This window comes from Natronomonas salsuginis (assembly GCF_005239135.1).
GTDB classification, from domain to species: domain Archaea; phylum Halobacteriota; class Halobacteria; order Halobacteriales; family Haloarculaceae; genus Natronomonas; species Natronomonas salsuginis.
Map to the genome: position 1 here is coordinate 167,970 of NZ_QKNX01000004.1, position 16,921 is coordinate 184,890.

Annotated in this window: 19 protein-coding genes; 10 read left to right on the forward strand and 9 right to left on the reverse strand. The window is 62.6% G+C overall.

The genetic code is table 11. The annotated features are described in order from the left end of the window. The first annotated feature begins 61 nt into the window (after positions 1-61). Positions 62-598, forward strand: coding sequence for a hypothetical protein (locus DM868_RS11205; RefSeq protein WP_137276964.1), 537 nt, complete (start codon positions 62-64; stop codon positions 596-598). Between the two features lie 25 nt (positions 599-623). Here DM868_RS11205 and DM868_RS11210 read toward each other — a convergent pair whose 3' ends face one another. Together DM868_RS11210 and DM868_RS11215 are read right to left on the reverse strand one after the other, a co-directional pair. Next, positions 624-1,451, reverse strand: a complete 828-nt coding sequence (locus DM868_RS11210; protein WP_137276965.1) for a hypothetical protein — start codon at positions 1,449-1,451, stop codon at positions 624-626. A gap of 163 nt (positions 1,452-1,614) precedes the next feature. Continuing rightward, a complete protein-coding gene (locus tag DM868_RS11215) occupies positions 1,615-2,055 on the reverse strand; it encodes a hypothetical protein (protein WP_137276966.1) in 441 nt (146 codons plus the stop codon). 326 nt (positions 2,056-2,381) lie between these two features. Here DM868_RS11215 and DM868_RS11220 point away from each other — a divergent pair, with 326 nt between their 5' ends. Together DM868_RS11220 and DM868_RS11225 are read left to right on the forward strand one after the other, a co-directional pair. Further along, positions 2,382-3,038 (forward strand): hypothetical protein, encoded by a 657-nt coding sequence (locus tag DM868_RS11220; protein WP_137276967.1) that lies wholly within the window; start codon positions 2,382-2,384, stop codon positions 3,036-3,038. A 283-nt stretch (positions 3,039-3,321) separates the two neighbouring features. Further along, entirely contained in the window at positions 3,322-4,221 is a 900-nt protein-coding gene (locus DM868_RS11225) for a HalX domain-containing protein (RefSeq protein ID WP_137276968.1), read from the forward strand. Positions 4,222-4,230: 9 nt separating this feature from the next. Here DM868_RS11225 and DM868_RS11230 read toward each other — a convergent pair whose 3' ends face one another. Further along, positions 4,231-5,400 (reverse strand): signal peptidase I, encoded by a 1,170-nt coding sequence (locus tag DM868_RS11230; RefSeq protein ID WP_137276969.1) that lies wholly within the window; start codon positions 5,398-5,400, stop codon positions 4,231-4,233. A gap of 203 nt (positions 5,401-5,603) precedes the next feature. On the opposite strand from DM868_RS11230, the gene DM868_RS11235 reads away from it, so the two are divergent. The 5 genes from DM868_RS11235 (at position 5,604) to DM868_RS11255 (ending at position 11,182) form a co-directional block, all read left to right on the forward strand. Further along, positions 5,604-7,625: a response regulator gene (locus tag DM868_RS11235; RefSeq protein ID WP_137276970.1), complete on the forward strand. Its 2,022-nt coding sequence runs from the start codon at positions 5,604-5,606 to the stop codon at positions 7,623-7,625. Beyond that, positions 7,625-8,701: a PAS domain-containing sensor histidine kinase gene (locus tag DM868_RS11240; RefSeq protein WP_137276971.1), complete on the forward strand. Its 1,077-nt coding sequence runs from the start codon at positions 7,625-7,627 to the stop codon at positions 8,699-8,701. Before DM868_RS11235 ends, DM868_RS11240 begins: the two co-directional genes overlap by 1 nt. Positions 8,702-8,888: 187 nt before the next feature. After that, positions 8,889-9,680, forward strand: a complete 792-nt coding sequence (locus tag DM868_RS11245) for an enoyl-CoA hydratase/isomerase family protein (RefSeq protein ID WP_137276972.1) — start codon at positions 8,889-8,891, stop codon at positions 9,678-9,680. A 125-nt stretch (positions 9,681-9,805) separates the two neighbouring features. Then, a complete protein-coding gene (locus tag DM868_RS11250; RefSeq protein ID WP_137276973.1) occupies positions 9,806-10,330 on the forward strand; it encodes a winged helix-turn-helix domain-containing protein in 525 nt (174 codons plus the stop codon). Positions 10,331-10,402: 72 nt separating this feature from the next. Then, positions 10,403-11,182, forward strand: a complete 780-nt coding sequence (locus DM868_RS11255; RefSeq protein WP_137276974.1) for a CPBP family intramembrane glutamic endopeptidase — start codon at positions 10,403-10,405, stop codon at positions 11,180-11,182. A 33-nt stretch (positions 11,183-11,215) separates the two neighbouring features. On the opposite strand, the gene DM868_RS11260 is transcribed toward DM868_RS11255, so the two are convergent. The 4 genes from DM868_RS11260 to DM868_RS11275 form a co-directional block, all read right to left on the reverse strand. Further along, positions 11,216-11,416, reverse strand: coding sequence for a hypothetical protein (locus DM868_RS11260; RefSeq protein ID WP_137276975.1), 201 nt, complete (start codon positions 11,414-11,416; stop codon positions 11,216-11,218). Positions 11,417-11,651: 235 nt separating this feature from the next. Then, positions 11,652-12,923: an Asp-tRNA(Asn)/Glu-tRNA(Gln) amidotransferase subunit GatA gene (gene gatA / locus DM868_RS11265; protein ID WP_137276976.1), complete on the reverse strand. Its 1,272-nt coding sequence runs from the start codon at positions 12,921-12,923 to the stop codon at positions 11,652-11,654. Beyond that, positions 12,920-13,189, reverse strand: coding sequence for an Asp-tRNA(Asn)/Glu-tRNA(Gln) amidotransferase subunit GatC (gene gatC / locus DM868_RS11270; protein WP_137276977.1), 270 nt, complete (start codon positions 13,187-13,189; stop codon positions 12,920-12,922). The genes gatA and gatC overlap by 4 nt, the downstream gene beginning before the upstream one ends. A 54-nt stretch (positions 13,190-13,243) precedes the next feature. Further along, the gene (locus tag DM868_RS11275; protein WP_137276978.1) at positions 13,244-13,540 is read right to left on the reverse strand and encodes an Lrp/AsnC family transcriptional regulator; all 297 of its coding nucleotides are present in this window, start codon (positions 13,538-13,540) and stop codon (positions 13,244-13,246) included. Positions 13,541-13,633: 93 nt separating this feature from the next. Here DM868_RS11275 and DM868_RS11280 point away from each other — a divergent pair, with 93 nt between their 5' ends. After that, positions 13,634-14,638, forward strand: coding sequence for a transcription initiation factor IIB (locus DM868_RS11280; protein ID WP_137276979.1), 1,005 nt, complete (start codon positions 13,634-13,636; stop codon positions 14,636-14,638). A 68-nt stretch (positions 14,639-14,706) separates the two neighbouring features. After that, positions 14,707-15,102, forward strand: a complete 396-nt coding sequence (locus tag DM868_RS11285) for a universal stress protein (RefSeq protein WP_137276980.1) — start codon at positions 14,707-14,709, stop codon at positions 15,100-15,102. 8 nt (positions 15,103-15,110) lie between these two features. Here DM868_RS11285 and DM868_RS11290 read toward each other — a convergent pair whose 3' ends face one another. Then, complete coding sequence (locus DM868_RS11290; protein ID WP_137276981.1) at positions 15,111-16,193, reverse strand: asparagine synthase C-terminal domain-containing protein; 1,083 nt, start codon at positions 16,191-16,193, stop codon at positions 15,111-15,113. Continuing rightward, complete coding sequence (locus DM868_RS11295; protein WP_137276982.1) at positions 16,187-16,864, reverse strand: PHP domain-containing protein; 678 nt, start codon at positions 16,862-16,864, stop codon at positions 16,187-16,189. The genes DM868_RS11290 and DM868_RS11295 overlap by 7 nt, the downstream gene beginning before the upstream one ends. Positions 16,865-16,921 lie beyond the last annotated feature (57 nt).

Sequence of the window (16,921 nt, forward strand, 5' to 3'; positions counted from 1 at the left end):
TGGTGTCGTTCGAGTGTGAACCCAGCGCAATCTTAATGTAGCCTCTCATCGCATGCGGCATGTGTTTACACGTCGGGCCGTCCTCTTCGGGGCCGTTTCGGTCGCCGCGGCGAGTGGCGGCTGTGCCGAAGCGGGACTCGAAGAGCCCCGAGAGGCGATACTCGGAACTAACGACCGCGGGAAAATCGTCGGCACCTACGACCGGGGTGTCGAGCGGTACAACGACGGTACCAAAGCCCGCGATGCGGGCGCTCGTGCATTCAACGATGAACGATACGAGGACGCCGCGGACACGCTCGAAACAGCGACTGCCCACTACGCCGACGCGATAGACTCCTTTCGAGAGGCAGAAACGATGGGTGAGGATGCCGGCGTCCCGCCCGCGGCGGGGATCTGTGACGAGGCGGCGAGACACGCTGATCTGATGCGAGAGTCGACACTTGAAGCGCGCGAGGCGGCAAGCGCGGCCGAGGCGGGCAAATCGACGTCCGATATCAACGGCCACACAGAGACGTCACGGGAACTACAGGCCGAGGCCGAGGAATTGACCGTTTCGGACCCCGAGCGCTTGCTCGAAACCCTCGAAGCACAGTCGTAAGCCCCCCGGAATAGAGACTGCGGGTTTACTGGTCCGACCGCAGTTCGATTACAGCAGTTGAACCATCGTCTGCGCGCACGAGGAGATCGACATCCTCAACGAAGACACCACCACCACCCGGACCTCCACCCGGACCTCCACCGGCGTCTCTGAACCGTCGGAACTCGAAGTCAACCCCCATACCGGGCTCCAGTAGCACCTCATTGCCGGCGATAACATCGTACACACCGTCACCGACAGATATCGGCTGGGTGATCAGGTCCGCATTGTCCGAGCTGTTTGCGAGTGTCGGTTGGCCTCCGTTCGCACTGACTAGATCCGAATCCGGATTCGTCCATTCGACGCCGAACCCATTCAGCGTTATCTGTTCGTCGGCCGTGTTTGTCAGCGCGAACCTGTATTTGCCGTTCCCGAATCCACCTTTAATGCTTCCCTCGACCTTTTTGATCGCTGCAACGGCCGAGACGGCGAAAGAACGCACCAGTTCGATGCTTCCGACGACTTCGCTGCCCGCGCTGAGGATCGCGGTTATACTCACTGTGTCACTGCCACCGCTGACCTCGAACTCTCTCGCTTCCTCGGGGTCGAGCTCGAACGAAACCGGCTCAGCGAAGGTGCCGTCGCCATCGACGTCGAATGCGACGTTCCCGCTTTCCAGTGTCACATCCATCGTGTAGTTGCTGTTGTTGGTGAGTTCGGGCGCGGTGTTCGTGTCGTCGTTACCGGTGATCCCAAGTAGGGCATCCGGGTCCTCCGCCGTGCTGGCCTCGAATCCCCGTTCCCCCACTGTGGAGCTGTAAGCCCCCGTCTGCCGGAGCCCGACCGCCGCCCCACCGCTGAAAAGCAATCCCAACGCGGCCCGACGACTGAGCAGGCCGCGGGCCGTTCGCGCTTGCGTTCGATTTCGGGTCATTGATGATCCCCGACACTTCCGTCATCCCAGACGGCCCGGACACATATCAAGCTTCTCCGAGCTGACGACAATCCGATCGACCGCCTGCTGACGACCACTGAGCTCATGGCTCTTCCTCCTGCTTTGCGGTGAGTAAGAGCCGTATCTCGAGGCCGCTATCCAGCAGTGTCGCTTGATCGCGCAGGTCGACTTCCACCCCGAACACTTCGAACTCGCCGGGGGCAAGCTCCTCGCCCGAATCGTCGAGGATCGTGGCAACACCACCGCCCTCGTGGATATTCGTGCCGTCGTACACGATCCCCAGCGACTCCTCGGCGGCCCTCACCCGCTCGTCGGTGTCTTCATCGGTCACCCGGAACTCGAAATCGAGCTCATCGACGGTGACCTCGAGATCGTTCGTGATCCGAACGAGGTCCTCGAAGCGTGATATCGCCGCCCCGTTTAGCCCATCGAGGGCGATCCCTGTCACTTGGCCCGCCCCATCCACCTCGACGTAGGCCCCGTCGTCTCGCTCAGAGGTGAGAGACAGCTCGGAAACGACCATGAGACGGAAATCGGCACCCGCCGTGGTACTCGTGGAGAACGTGCCCGTGGTAAGGACACCCCCTCCAAACGTCGCGGCCACGAGTCCGAGTACGGTCTGTCTTCGAGTGAGCATTGTGGTGGAATCTGCCGGACCTATTGAGCAGTATATACCCCATTAGGTGTTCTAAAACTTTTGTATTATGCACCTTACCGGTTAGAAAGCACTGGTTGAACGTTTGAATCTGGCTTGATCTCCGTATTGGGACCGTTCAAGCAGTGCTTTACCGGAGGGCTGAGGCGATCAAGCAACGCAATACAAAGTAGGTAGGGTACAATTACCCCAGTATGAACCGACGTAACGTTCTGATCGGCCTCGGTGGCGTAGTTGCAGGCGGCGGCGCGCTTCTCGGTACGGGCGCGTTTACGACTGTGGAAGCGGAGCGAACAGTGACAGTGAACACCGCTGGCGATGCCAGCGCGCTCATCGGCCTGGATGAGGCCGGTGATGGAGAGAATTCGAACGTCGTGGATATCGAGAACGGATTGTTAGTCATCGACTTCGACGCCGCCGGGAACAACAATGAAGGCGTCAACCTCAATGCGTTGACGACTGTCGGTGCCGTGACGATGTCTGGAGGCTCGTTGAGTTCGGTCGACACCGCGGCTCTGACGATCGCGAACAACGGCACCCAAACGGTTGATATCAGCTTCGATATTGGGTTCGACTCGAATCAAGATTTCGGCTCTGTGGCAGAAGTTAGTAATCCGGGAGATATCCTCAAACTCTGGACCGACGCGAGCGGGGCCAACGACGGCCAACTCGGTGGTGCAGACGATTTCGGGAACCTCGTTGCATCCGATCTAGTAGGCCTTGGAATTGGGGAGTCCGTCGACGTGGCACTCCAGATCGACACGACCGGACTCGATACGACCGATGTCGACACGGGTAATCCGCTCTTCGAATCGGAAGCCACCATCACGGCAACGAGTACGACAAATTAACCATATCAGAGCCTTCTGAACTGCGCTTTCGAGTCCCGGGTTGACTTCGGCATCCGGATGTCGACCCGCGATGGCCGTTCGTACCGTTCGACATCGTATCCATGGACAAATGCGGAGTTCACTACGCATACGTCTGCCGGCATGTCACAGTGTTTACACTTTCGCCTGGTAAGAGCCTGTACCCGGTCGGCTGATCGAGTCTATGGGCCGATCCAACGTTCGATACAGGGGAGCTAGTCGTACAAACCTCTTTAATCGATACATCCGTGTGTAGGACATACGAATGCCCGATCCGCCCGTCATCTTGGTAATCACCCCGGACCCGACCCGCTCCGAACGGGTCGCCAGGTGGCTCGGCAACACCCATACCGTTCGGACGGCGGCTGATCGGGACGCGGCCTTGCAGGAGTTTGATACCGCTGTGGACGTCGTTCTTGTCGATGAAGAACTGTCGGACGTGCCACTCGAGGAACTGCTCGGCCAGCTAAAGGCCCTGCAGGTCGGATGTCAGTACGTCCACCTCGTCACCGATCCTCCCGGGCTCGAAGAGATGGGACTCGGCGTCGACGAACGCGTTCGGAAGCCACTCGATCGCGAAGAACTCCGCTCTCTCGTCACTCGTCTCGAGAAGCGCAAGGACGTCCAGGAGGCGGTCGATTCGTATTTTTCGGCCCTTTCGAAGCGGCGAGCCCTCGAAGCGGAGATGGTCTCCGATCCCGAAAACGATCCTCGATACCGGGCGCTGTCGGGCGAACTCTTGGGACGGCGGCGACAGATCGAGTCCCTGCTGACGCAGGTCGAAAAAAAAGACCACGAGTCCACCACCGTCAACGACCGCATCAACACAGAACCAACACCCCTGTATAGAGCCAATCCGTACGAATTCTATGGACTGTGGTTATTTGCCGCGTTGACCTACGGCGTCGGCGACCTCTTTTCGACTGCATATCCCGTGCTCGTCGTACCGGGTATCGAAGAGGCGAATCCGATCGTCGATACGCTGTTGATGAACTTCGGCATCGGTGGCTTTCTGTTTTTCAAACTGTTCGTGTTTTTGATACTGATCACGATCAGCGTTCAGGGAGGTCGTACCGCCGACCGGTTCTCGTACTACTGGCCGCCGCTATTGGCCACCGTGCTCGGTGCTGGGCTCACGGTATGGAACCTTCGATTGATCGGTTGATCTCACCGTCTACAGCCAGCGTCGGATCTTCCGCCGGACCGTCCCCGAAAGCGTGATGTCACGGTTTGCGTCCCTGAAGCGAAGCGGTTCGAACCCGATCGCGAGCGCGAAGATCACCGTCACCGTCGCCGCGATCACGGCGTCGATCACCGCGATGGCGACCCATGGGTGGATCTCGTGGAGCGCGACGATCACCGAGAGCGGGAGGATTCCGATGTACTGTCGCTCCGCGATGGCCCGGTAGTAGACTCCCGTCTCCTCGGGGGCGGATAGCGTCGCCGTCGTGCCGGCACTCTCACCGCGACGGACGACGTGTGTCGTCTCCCCGACGTCCACCCCGGTGCTCGCCGGTTCGATAATCGCAACGAGCGGGATGTATCCGTTGTTCGTGACGTTGTACTCGAGCGTCTGGTTGCCGCCGCGCTCGATGACCGTGGGTGCGCTGCTCGGCGATTGTGAACTCACGATCGTCACCTCGTTCATCCCGGACGGGACCACCATACTCGCAGTTGCTGGTACGAGTATCAAAAGCAGGATCACCGCGAGGACGGTCGATGCCCGCATCGAGCCCCCCCGGGCGCGTGAGCGCTCTCCCCCGGTCCGTCTTTCCCCACGGACCAGATCGGAGACGAAACTGAAGAGCAACAACAACACGCCGGCGCCGATCATGAGCCTGCCGACGTTGCCATCGGCGACCGCGTCGAATCCCGGAATCCCGCTCAGGATGCCGATGAGCGCAGCGGCGACCCCTTGTAGCGCCAGCGCCACCGTCCCCAGATGCGGAACGACGACGAGGTCGCCGCCGAACCGCCACGCGACAGCCGCGATCTGAGATTCCTGTACCGGTGGCTCCGGGCCGTCTTGATCGGTGAACGGGTTGGCGTCGCCGCGGGTTATGTAACCCTCATCGGTCTCCTCGACGACGCGATGCGTCGTGAGCCCGCCGCCCTCGAGTTCGCGCGCGTCGAACGTGATAACGTCTCCTTGCTCGACATCGCCGGCGAGCGCCGGCGGAATCGCGACGAAGCCATCGCCGGCTTCGAGCGTCGGCGACATACTCCCCGTGACGACGAAGCCGAGAAGGATCGGCTGCCCCAGTTGCTGTCCGACGAGCATGGCCACCACGGCAGCGACGAACAGGAGGGTACCCGCCGTGCTGACCGATGAACGGAGCTTCATACGCGAGATCTGTTCCCGGTAAGATTGGCATACATAAATATCGAGTGCCGACAGCCGAACCCTACACTGTGAGGTAATACCGGAAAAGTAATCAAACGATTGGTCTATAGTACCGTCATACGAAGGGTGTGCTTACTCCGACCCGGAGTGCCGTTCGTCCGGGAACCTACCGACGCGAGACGCACACCGACGGAACGAGCCACATGAGTTACCCCAAATCGGAGCCCACGCCGACCGGTCCGTCCGCGATGCCGATCGAAGTGTTGTTGATCGACGACGACGAACGATGGAGTGAGATTCTTGCCTCCGATCTCGAACGCGAGGCGAACCTGAAGGTCACGGTCGCACTGAGTGCCAACGAAGCGCTCATGACGCTACAGGAGCGCAGTTCGATCGAGTGCGTTGTCGCGGACTACGTGATGCCCGAAATCGACGGTCTCCAACTGCTCGAGCGCGTCCGAGAGGAGCGTTCTGAACTCCCATTTATTTTTTTTACCGGACAGGGAAGCGAGGATGTCGCCTCTCGAGCGATCAATGCCGGTATCTCGGATTACTTTACGAAGGATCCAACCGTCGATCAGACGCCACTGTTAGTCAACCGGATCATCCAAGCCGTCGAACAGCGTCGGCTTCACCGTGATCTCGAAGCGAGCGAGGAGCGATATCGGACGATCACGGAACAGATCTGGGACGGAATCGTCATCCTCCGAAACGATCGCGTGCTGTTCTGTAACGAACGGTTCACCGAGGTGACCGGATACGATGCCGAGAACATGGCGGATCGCTCGTTCGTCCGGACTGCGATCCATCCGGACGACAGGGCGGCGGTTAACGATGTGCTGCAAACCGCTCGAAGCGGAAACGCGAACGACGACGTGTTCGAGGCTCGATTGATCACCGACACCGACGAACTCCGTGAGTGCGAGTACACGATTCAGACCGTTCCCTTCGAAAACGACACCGCACAGGTCGTCTCGATCCGCGATGTCACGGAGTCGAAACGACGACAGCGGAGCCTTCGACGCGAACGCGAACTCAACCGATCCGTCAGAACTGCGCTCGTCAAAGCCCGAAACCGCTCGGATCTCGAGCATCGAATAACCGCACTGCTTTCGGAGTCCGGATACGAACTCGCTTGGATCGGTGAAACGACTGACGATTCGATTCAGCTACGCCGCGTCGCCGGAACGGCTCGCTATCTCGACCGAGTTGAGCTTTCGGTCGGCGCCGGAGCCCCCACTGGAGAGCCGAGTATCTGGACCGCCCGGACCGGCGACCCGAAGTTCGTCGCGGATATCTCCGAGATGTTCCCCACTACGTGGCGGGACCTCGCGATGGAGTGTGGATTCGGCTCGACGGCGGCGCTCCCACTGTGTCACGACGGCGTACGCTACGGGATACTCGCTGTCTATCACACGGAGCCGAACGCGATCGACGAGAGCGAGCGCGAACTGCTTACCGAACTCTCGGAAACGCTCGCGTTCGCGATTCACCACGCGGAGGTAAAAAAAGCGTTGAGCGCCCCCACCGTCGTCGAAGCGGAACTCGAACTGACCGGTCCGTCGCATTATCTCACCGATCTCGTCTCCGAATCGGCTCCTGATGTCGCCGCGGCCGAACTCACCGTCCACGGGACCCATCGACACACGGACGCGCTCACGATGCAATATATAACGCTCTCGAACGTTCCGATCGATCGGTTTGTGGCCGCCGCGGAGACCCATCCGGTCGTCGAGAAAACGACCGCGATCGACGAAAACAACCCTCCCCGGATACAGCTCGCTGTCACCGAGGCGCCGCCCGAATTAAAACTCACGACACGTGCCGCAGTCGTCGGTACCTCGACTGTCAGGTCCGACCGGGCCATACTCCGCGTCGAACTCCCGTCCGAGCGAGCGCTCTCCGATGCCGTCGCCGCGCTCGAAGACGAACACGGTGACCTGTCGGTCCGCTCGAAAATAACGTCGACCCGACCCGAAAGCGCTCACGACTGGGGATCACCGGTCGAAGCGGCCGATCTCACGGAAAAGCAATCGGCCGCACTGCAGGCGGCGTATCTCCACGGGTACTACGAACAGCCGCGAAAGCGGTCGGCGACCGAAATCGCCGAGTCACTCGGGATCGCACACTCGACGTACCTCCAACACCTTCGAACGGCCCAACAGAAGGTGTTCAGACATATCTACGAGTCGACACCCGAGCGGCAAGCAAGGACTGCCGAGTAATGTCTGACCAGAACAAAACATCCGCGCTCCAGCGGGTTTGTGCGGCGTTCCCGGGTGTCGTCTGGCTCAGAACCCACGATATGAGCCGAATCAGCTACGTCAACCCGGCTGTCGGGGACGTGTTCGGGATCACTCCTGAGGACATCTATGCGGAGCCAGGGACGTACATCGAAGCGATACACCCGGACGATCGATCGGAGTACCGAACGCTGCTCGAAACGGTTCGCGATCGGGCCTCCGAAGACGACCTCCACCAACGATGGGAGATCGAGTATCGACTGTGCGATGATCGTGCCAACGAGCGGATCCTGGAGACGATATTTCCCGTTGAAGTTCGCGATGAAACCCCGCTCTCGTGGGCGGGTTTTACGCGGGATATTCCCGAACAGCACGCCGACCGGGCGATCCTCGAGCTACAGGTCGACCAACTCGAACTGTTGAACCAGGTCGTCCGCCACGACATACGAAACGAGGTGAACCTCGGGCTCGATATTATTCGGTCGGCGACGCGACGGGGAGAGATCGACGAGGAACACTTCGAACGGGTGCAAAACATACTGCATCATGTATCCGAATTGACCAAAACGGCCCGTGATATGACCGACATGATCACCACACTGTCCGACGAACCGGATCCGATCGGACTCGCTCCAACGCTCAAACGCGAGGTCGCCACCATCTCCGCGGTCTCGGAGGGGACGACCATCACGATCGAAGGCGAGATCCCGGACGTCGACGTCCGGGTCAACGAACTGCTTTCGGCGGTGTTTCGCAACCTGCTGACGAACGCGATTCAACACAGTGACAGCGACGATCCGATGGTTACGGTTTCGTGTACGACGCTCGATGGGCGGATCGCAGTTCACATCGCCGACGATGGCCCGGGGATCCCGGACGACAAGAAGGAACTGATCTTCGAGAGCGGACGGACGCTCGTCGGAAGCTCGGGAACCGGATTCGGCCTGCCGCTCGTAGAAACGCTGCTCGCGCAGTACGGTGGAGATATCTACGTCTCCGATAACGAGCCTCGGGGGTGCGTTTTCACCGTACTACTGCCCCTTGTGCGGGCGACCTGACCGACGACTAAGCGAGTTCCTCGCTGTTCCCGATGTGGCCTGTGGCATGTCTTTTTGTCCATATCTCACAACTGGTACCTCCGCTCACTCGGGAACAATGCTGTGATCGCTACCGTCGTCCGAGCGGTCCGACCGTGGCCGTCCGCCGTAGTGTTCTATCTGGGGCCTGCCCACGTTCGCACATGTCATGAGCGATCCAGTACGCCTCGATATCGAGGACGGTGTCGCGACGATCACGCTGAACCGCCCGGAGAACCGAAACGCCCTGAACGCGGAGATGGCGAACGCGATCGTCGACGCCGTCGACGAGGTCGAAACGACCGACGGTGTTCGCTGTCTCGTCCTCACCGGGACGGAGGGAACCTTCTGTGCCGGCGGCAACATCAAGTCGATGGCCGAGCGACAGGGCAGCTCGACCGATCTCAACGAAGCGGTCGAAACCGTCCAACTCGTCTTGAGTCGCGCGATCCAGCGAATCGCCGAGTTCCACCTGCCGACGATCGCGAAGATCGACGGCGTCGCCTACGGTGCCGGCGGGAACCTCGCCATCGTCCCCGACGTCACGGTCGCGTCGGCGGACTCGAAGATCAGCTTCGGCTTCCGGCAGGTCGGGCTCGCCATCGACACCGGAACCTCGTATCTGCTCCCCCGTCAGGTTGGCTCGAGCAAGGCCAAAGAGCTGGTGTTCACCGGCGAACTGCTCGACGCCAAGGCCGCCGAGGACCTCGGGCTGTTTAAGACGGTGTTCGAGGGTGAGTTCGAGGAACACGCCGCGGCGTTCATCGACCACATCGCGACCGGCCCGACGGTCGCGCTCAAGACCTCCAAACAGCTCATCGAACAGGGCTTTTCGACCTCGCTGAAGGACGCACTCGACAACGAGGCCGTCGCGCAGGCGGTCGTCTTCGACAGTCACGATCACGCAGAGGGCGCGACCGCATTCTTGGAGGGACGGGAACCGAAATTCGAGGGGCGGTGACCGAACGGAGTGTTCGAGTTTGGTTCGGTTCGGATCGTGCAGTTATCGAGGACTGGCATGCCTCCTCCGATCGGCGGGGGGTTGTAACCGAAACTGACACCACCGCGGAGCGTGAGTGGCCCGTCATGGACTCGCGCGACGCGCCGGACTGGAAGTTCAAGGAACGTGACGTGTTGGTGCTGCGTGAACTCTCGCGGGATCCACAGCTCTCCTCGCGGGATCTCGCCCGCCTCCTCGACGAGAAGTACGATATCGACGTCTCGCACGTCACCGTTTCTGAGTCGATCCGCGGCATGCGAGAGGAGGGCGTCTTCCGCGAGGCTATCATCCCCAACGAGGAGTACTTCTACTTCGCGCTGTTCGAGTTCAAGTTCAATCCCGAGCACTTCGAGGCCCGCTGGCGGCCCGCGATGACGTTCATCCGCGACTCGCCCAACACGCTGTTTTATTTTCTCTCGGACGGAGAGTATCAGTGGAAATCCGTGATGATGTTCACGAGCCGCGACGCCCAATCGAAGTGGATCCACGAGTTCTACAAGGATCACGGCGCAGTCGTCGACAACCTCAGAAACTCCGTCGTGACGAACGTGTTGAAGTTTCGAACCGACCCGGAGATCCTCGCGAGCCTCCACAACGGCGACGAGGCGTAGTCCCCGGTCCGGCTCGCGCGGTCGGGTGTCCCGAACAGCAGGACTATTTGTCGTCCGGCACGAAGCCCCCGTATGTCCCTTCGCTCTCGAATCCCCGCACCCCTCCTCGCGGTTCTCATCGCGATCGGGATCGCGATCGTCGCCTACGGCGGCGGTAACGTCCTCGGTTTCTCGCTCGGCCGACTGTTGAACGCGCTCGGCGTCGAGCTCTCCCTGCGGTGGTCGTTCATCCTCTCCGTCGTCACGCTCCAACTGGTCGCCTTCACCGGCGTCTCGATCGCGTACCTCCGGTATCGCGAGTGGTCGCTGCGCGAGATCGGCGTTCGGATGCCGACGCTCGAGGGGTGGATCGTCCTCGGCGTCGGCTTCGTCGGAATGTTGATTCTGTGGCTCGTCGGCTCGATCGGCAGCTTCGTCGTCGGCCAGCGGCTCGGCATCGAGCGCGAACCGCAGGCCATCTTCGATCTCGCCCAGCAGGACCCGCTCATCTTCGTTCTGTTGGGTGTGCTCTCGATTCTCATCGTCGGCCCGACGGAGGAGTTGCTCTTTCGGGGGATCATTCAGACGCGGCTCCGCGAGACGTTCGGCGTCGCCGCCGGGATCACGACCGCGTCGGTGATCTTCGCGTTCATTCACATCACGGGTTTCACCACTCTCGCCGCCGGCCTCCTCGGCGTCTCGGTGCTGTTCTTCGTCGGCCTCGTGTTGGCGCTGTCATACGAGTACACGGGCAATCTCGTCGTGGTCGCGATCATGCACGGGCTGTTCAACGCAACGCAAGCGACGCTCGGATACGTCGGCGTCCGGTTCGGCGATCCCGAAGCGATGGCGCTCTTGACCGCGCTTCTATAGATGTTGATAGCCCCATCGACCCGCTCGGAATCGTTATTCGGCTGTCGGCCCGCGGAGCGAGTCGAGTTCTTCGCTGCGCTCCCGGATCGCCCGTCGGTACGCCTCTTTGTCCTCGAAATTCGCCGACTCGAGTCTGGCCTCGAGGACGAGGAGTTGGAACTGGAGGTCACGGGCCCGATCACGATGTTTGGGTAGGACGCCTTCGGGTGGTGTTTTCGGAAACTCTCCGGACATACACCCGAGTAAGGTTCCCAACGGCTTGGGTTATCGGGCCCTCACATTGATTGCCGATATCACCCGCGCGTCGGCACGTTCATTTTGCAGGAATCGAGAAGACGCAGGGATCACGACCGGTGACGCACTCGCTCTCGGAGGTGGAAACGCCGCGAGGGCCGATGACTACGACCCGCACGAATACGGTGCTACCCACGCCAATCGGATGATAGCCGGTGATCTACGGCTCCAGGCGTCAAGCTAGGGCCGACCCGGCCCGGATAATCGTCGACTCGGCGAAGGCGGGGCCGACGAACTGGAGACCGACCGGCCCCTCGTCGGTTTCACCCGCCGGCACCGAGATCGCGGGGAGGTTCGCGAGGTTGACTGGGACGGTGTTGGCGTCGGCGAGGTACATCTGCAGCGGGTCGCCGAGGCTTTCGCCCGTTTCGAACGGCGGAACGGGCATCGTCGGCGAGGCGAGCACGTCGACGGACTCGAACGCCGCGTCGAAGTCCTGTTTGATCCACGCGCGGGCGTCTTGAGCCTTCCTGTAGTACTTGTCGTGGTAGCCGGCCGAGAGCGCGTAGGTGCCGAGCAGCACGCGCCGTTTGACCTCCTCGCCGAAGCCGACGTCGCGGGCGGCGGCGAAGGCCTCGTTCCAGTTCCCGTCGCTCTCGCCCGCCTGCCCGTATCGGACGCCGTCGAAGCGCGCGAGGTTCGAGGAGGCCTCTGACATCGCGATGACGTAGTACGCCTGCACGGCGGTTTCGACCGATGGGAGCGACACCTCCTCGATCGTCGCGCCCTCGGCTTCGAGGTCGTCGAGCGCGTCGTCGAAGATCGCCCGGACGCCGTCGTCGGCCCCCTCGACCAGTTCGGTCGGCACGCCGATCGTGAGCCCAGACACGTCGCCGTCGGCGGCGGCCGCGTAGTCGGTGTCGGCGTCCTCCAGCTCGCGCGTCGTCGCGTCCTTCGGGTCGGGGCCGGCGATAACTTCGAGTAGCTCCGCGGCGGCCTCGACCGTGGGAGCCAGCGGCCCGATCTGTTCGAGGGAGTTGGCGTACGCGACGAGCCCGTATCGAGAGACGAGTCCGTAGGTCGGTTTGATCCCGACGACACCGCAGAAGGCGGCCGGACAGCGGACCGAGCCGCCCGTGTCGGAGCCGAGCGCGACGTCGGCCTCGCCCGCCGCCACGGCTGCTGCCGAGCCGCCGGAGGAACCCCCCGGAACGCGCCCCGGCGCGGCGGGGTTCTCCGTCGGACCGAACGCCGAGGTCTCGGTCGTCGTTCCCATCCCGAACTCGTCCATGTTCGTCTTGCCGACGATCGTCGCGCCGGCGGCTTTCAAGCGCTCGACGACGGTGGCGTCGTACGGCGGGACGTACTCGACGAGAGCGTTCGACCCGCAGGTCGTTCGGACGTCCTCCGTCGAGATGTTGTCCTTGACGGCGACGGTTCGACCGGCGAGCGGTCCCCGGTCGTCCCCCTCGATTCGCTCCTCGGTGATGAACGCGTTGTGGCTCATGAGACCTTCGGCCCTTTGAACTGCCCGTCCTCCGTCTCGGGCGCGTTCCGGAGCGCTTCCTCTTGGGTCAGCCCCGCCTCTACCTCGTCCGGTCGCATCACGTTCGCCAGTTCAGGCTCCGGTTCGGTCTCCGGCACCGCATCGAGCGCCTCGAAGTACTCGAGGATCTCGCCGAACTGCTCGGTGAACCGTTCGACCTCCGCCTCGTCGAGGTCGACTCTCGCGAGTCGTGCGACGTGGCGGACCTCCTCGTCGTCGACAGTCATGGCTATCTTTCGACCTGCGGCGTCACTAAGGGTTTCGGATGGTTCTCGACGGCCTCACTCGTCGGCCGCGAGCCGTTCGCGCCCCTTCGCAGTCAGCCGATACGTGCCGCCGCTGGTGGCGACCGCGATGTAGCCGTCCGTCTGGAGGTCGTAACACTGTCGGTCGACAGTTACGGGGTGGCGATCGAGCGCGTCGGCGATCCCGGAAACCGAGTGCTGTTCTTCCGCGAGCAGCTCCAGAACAGCCTGTTCGAGCCCTCGATCCATACTGTCTTGGTTCGGTTCTGTCCGCCCATCAGTATCAGGCTTCCGTTCGTCGTGGGGGGCGATCCGGATTCCCGGACGCCCCATGGAATATTGTTGCTTCTAATGCCACAATTTTTAAGTTGCGAGAAAAACAATAGGTATGTTGAAAACAAGTTTTGCGGAACAAAAATATTTACAATGACCGACTCCACTGTCAGACGGTATCGCAACGAACGCGACGACGAGATCGAACCGAGCGGGCGGACGGACGAACGCGAACCAGACAACCAGCGCGAGCACGAACACGAGCGAGAGCTGACCTGTCCCGAGTGCGGGGCGCGTCTGGAAGCTGACTCGGAGCACGGGGAGACGGTGTGCACGGAGTGCGGCCTGGTGGTCGAAGAGGACTCAATCGACCGTGGCCCGGAGTGGCGCGCCTTCGATAGCGCCGAGAAGGATCAAAAATCCCGCGTGGGTGCCCCGACGACCAACATGATGCACGACAAGGGGCTCTCCACCAACATCGGTTGGCAGGACAAAGACGCCTACGGGAACTCGCTGGGGTCGCGTCAGCGCCAGAAGATGCAGCGACTCCGCAAGTGGAACGAGCGTTTTCGCACGCGCGACTCCAAAGAGCGCAATCTCAAGCAGGCACTCGGCGAGATCGACCGGATGGCGAGCGCGCTCGGCCTCCCCGAGAACGTCCGCGAAACAGCCAGCGTCATCTACCGCCGCGCGCTCGACGAAAACCTGCTGCCCGGCCGCTCCATCGAGGGCGTCTCCACCGCCGCGCTCTACGCCGCTGCGAAACAAGCTCGGACGCCGCGCAGCCTCGACGAGATGACGGGCGTTTCGCGGGTCGAAAAGAGCGAGATCGCCCGCACCTACCGCTACGTCGTCCGCGAACTCGGCCTGGAGATCCAGCCGGCCGATCCGAAGAGCTACGTCCCGCGCTTTGCGAGCGAACTCGGCCTCTCAGAGGAGGCCGAGCGACGCGCCCGGCAGTTGCTCGACGGCGCGCGCGAGGTCGGCGTTCACTCGGGGAAGTCGCCGGTCGGGCTGGCGGCGGCGGCCGTCTACGCCGCCTCGCTGCTCACCAACGAGAAGGTCACCCAGTCGGCGGTCTCGGAGGTCGCCGACATCTCCGAGGTCACTATCCGAAACCGCTACCACGAACTCCTCGAAGTGGAACAGAACGCGTAGCGGCCGTCTCACGGGGGTGGAATTGTCCGCAGGAATTAACATATGGGGCGTGTAGGTACACTCGAAGCATGACACATATCCTACTCGCCGTCGACGACGATGAAGACCGCGCCCGAGTGTCCGCAGAGGACCTTGCCGAACTGAAGTGGGGTGACGGAGTGACGGTAACCGTCCTCCACGTATTCACCGACAACGTCGAGGGCGCGAACGTCTCGCAGATCGGATCCGCCCGAGAGGCCCGCGACATACTCGAAGCCAGCGGAATCGAGGTTATCCTCGACGAGACGAGCGGTTCACCGGCCGAAGAGATCATCGATTACGCCGGCGAAGAAGACATCGACATCATCTGTCTCGCCGGCCGCAGCCGCACCCCGGCGGGCAAAGCCGTCTTCGGCAGCGTCTCTCAGTCGGTCATGCTGGACAGTGATATACCGGTGTTGTTCTGTCCGACGTCCGACCTGTAATCGGGCGTTCATCCATCGTCCGAGACGACCGATTCGACGTACCGCTCGAGGTGGTTGTCCATCCGGCGCTTGAACCCGGCCTGTCTCGCGAGCCGGTCGAACTCCCGCGCGAGGAGGCTCCCGTACTGGACGGCCTTTTTATCGCGATGGCGGATCTCTTCCGGCAAGAAATCGCACGCGCGACGGAGGGCGATCTTCCGCTCGTCACCGGTCGCCAGTAACTCACCCGGCAATCGTAGCGCGGCGTCGATCACTCGATCGGAGAGCAGGGGGACGACGGGCTCGACGCCGGCGGCTCGGAGCGCCAACACGTCCCGTTCGAGCTGTCTCGGGAGCGAGTCGATCGTCTCATGGGCCGCTCCCCGAACGGTTTCGGCGGCCACGCGGTGGTCGCCCGGTGCGTTGGCGATCTTCGCGTAGCCGCCGAACAGCTCGTCCGCGCCCTGCCCGAGCGCCAGGCGGTCGTGGCCGTCGGCGACCGCGGCCTCGGCGACGAGATACAGCGGGAGCGCGATCTGGAGGTCCATCGGGTTGGTTCGGCCGGTCGCCTCGACCAACGCGGGGATGCCGCGTTCGATGTCGGCGTGGGTGAACTCAACGACGCGAACGTCGCGGCCGAGTGCGGCCGCCGCTGATCGCGCGGCGTCGACGTCGTGGCTCCCCTCGAAGCCGCCGACGTACAGCGAGCCGTCGAGCCGCGCCGCGAGAATCGAGGAGTCGATGCCGCCGGAGAAGGCGATCGCCGGGTCGCCGTCCGCGGCGTCGACCGACGCGACGACCGCGTCTCGGACGGTGTCGATCGCCCGGTCACCGTCGTCGCACGGCGCAGGGTCGGGGAGGGTCCACAGCGCCTCGTCGCCCCTCACGTCGCGGGCGTGTCCCGCCGGAACCGGATCCGGGTCGGCGAGATCCCGCGGATCGAAGCTCCACGCCGTCGGATCGTCGGCCTCCGAAAACAGCGGATATCGACCCAGCACGTCTCGGACGAGTCGGCCGTCGACTTCGCCCGCGAATCCGTCGATCCCCGAGAGCGCGTCGCCGCGCTCCATCGCCGTCCGAACCGCCTCGGTGGACGCGCCGTCCGTCACCATGGCAGCGCCGACGCGAGGCGGCGTTTGACGCCGCCGCCGAACTGCTGAACGCTGATGAACCACGGCGTTCGCTTCCCGACGACGGTCGTTCGCCCCTCGACGATGGCGTCGAGGATGCTGTCGACGCTCCCGTGGTACGCGTCGACCTCCGTGACCGCCTGCCCGACCATCTCGGCGATGTGGGCGTCGCTGCCGGCGGTCATCGGGATGCCACGCTCCTCGGCGAACCGCTCGGCCTGTCGGTTCGCCCGGCCGGTAAAGAGTCGCGAGTTGTACACCTCGATCGCGTCGGCGTCGGCCAGCTGGTCGAGCGAGATGTGCGCGGCGACGCCGTGACGCGAGGATTGGAACGGGTGCGGCACGACCGCGATTCCGTCCTGCGATCTGATTCGGCCGAGCGTCTCGTCGTAGCTCAACCCCGCCGGAATGAGCGTCTCGACGCCCAGCGCCAGCACGTGGCCGGCGGCGCTGGACACTTCCATCCCGGGGATGCCGACGAGGCCGTACTCGTCGGCCATCGCGGCCGCCTCGAGCGAGGCGTCGATCTCGTCGTGATCGGTGATCGCCAGGGCGTCGAGTCCGACGGCCTCAGCTTGTTCTAACAGCAGTTCGACGGGATCGCGCCCGTCGTAGGACAGATCCGAGTGTGAGTGAAGCTCGACCGACAGCACGGCAGATCGTTCGCCACCGTGCTTAAAAAGCCCCTCGGTTGGACGGACCGACGGCCG

Bases quoted from the DNA above. Each gene is read 5' to 3' on its own strand.
- DM868_RS11215 (WP_137276966.1), bottom strand. From the start codon at position 2,055: ATGGTCGTTTCCGAGCTGTCTCTCACCTCTGAGCGAGACGACGGGGCC.
- DM868_RS11220 (WP_137276967.1), top strand. From the start codon at position 2,382: ATGAACCGACGTAACGTTCTGATCGGCCTCGGTGGCGTAGTTGCAGGC.
- DM868_RS11225 (WP_137276968.1), top strand. From the start codon at position 3,322: ATGCCCGATCCGCCCGTCATCTTGGTAATCACCCCGGACCCGACCCGC.
- DM868_RS11230 (WP_137276969.1), bottom strand. From the start codon at position 5,400: ATGAAGCTCCGTTCATCGGTCAGCACGGCGGGTACCCTCCTGTTCGTC.
- DM868_RS11235 (WP_137276970.1), top strand. From the start codon at position 5,604: ATGAGTTACCCCAAATCGGAGCCCACGCCGACCGGTCCGTCCGCGATG.
- DM868_RS11240 (WP_137276971.1), top strand. From the start codon at position 7,625: ATGTCTGACCAGAACAAAACATCCGCGCTCCAGCGGGTTTGTGCGGCG.
- DM868_RS11245 (WP_137276972.1), top strand. From the start codon at position 8,889: ATGAGCGATCCAGTACGCCTCGATATCGAGGACGGTGTCGCGACGATC.
- DM868_RS11250 (WP_137276973.1), top strand. From the start codon at position 9,806: ATGGACTCGCGCGACGCGCCGGACTGGAAGTTCAAGGAACGTGACGTG.
- DM868_RS11255 (WP_137276974.1), top strand. From the start codon at position 10,403: ATGTCCCTTCGCTCTCGAATCCCCGCACCCCTCCTCGCGGTTCTCATC.
- DM868_RS11260 (WP_137276975.1), bottom strand. From the start codon at position 11,416: ATGTCCGGAGAGTTTCCGAAAACACCACCCGAAGGCGTCCTACCCAAA.
- gatA (WP_137276976.1), bottom strand. From the start codon at position 12,923: ATGAGCCACAACGCGTTCATCACCGAGGAGCGAATCGAGGGGGACGAC.
- gatC (WP_137276977.1), bottom strand. From the start codon at position 13,189: ATGACTGTCGACGACGAGGAGGTCCGCCACGTCGCACGACTCGCGAGA.
- DM868_RS11275 (WP_137276978.1), bottom strand. From the start codon at position 13,540: ATGGGGCGTCCGGGAATCCGGATCGCCCCCCACGACGAACGGAAGCCT.
- DM868_RS11280 (WP_137276979.1), top strand. From the start codon at position 13,634: ATGACCGACTCCACTGTCAGACGGTATCGCAACGAACGCGACGACGAG.
- DM868_RS11285 (WP_137276980.1), top strand. From the start codon at position 14,707: ATGACACATATCCTACTCGCCGTCGACGACGATGAAGACCGCGCCCGA.
- DM868_RS11290 (WP_137276981.1), bottom strand. From the start codon at position 16,193: ATGGTGACGGACGGCGCGTCCACCGAGGCGGTTCGGACGGCGATGGAG.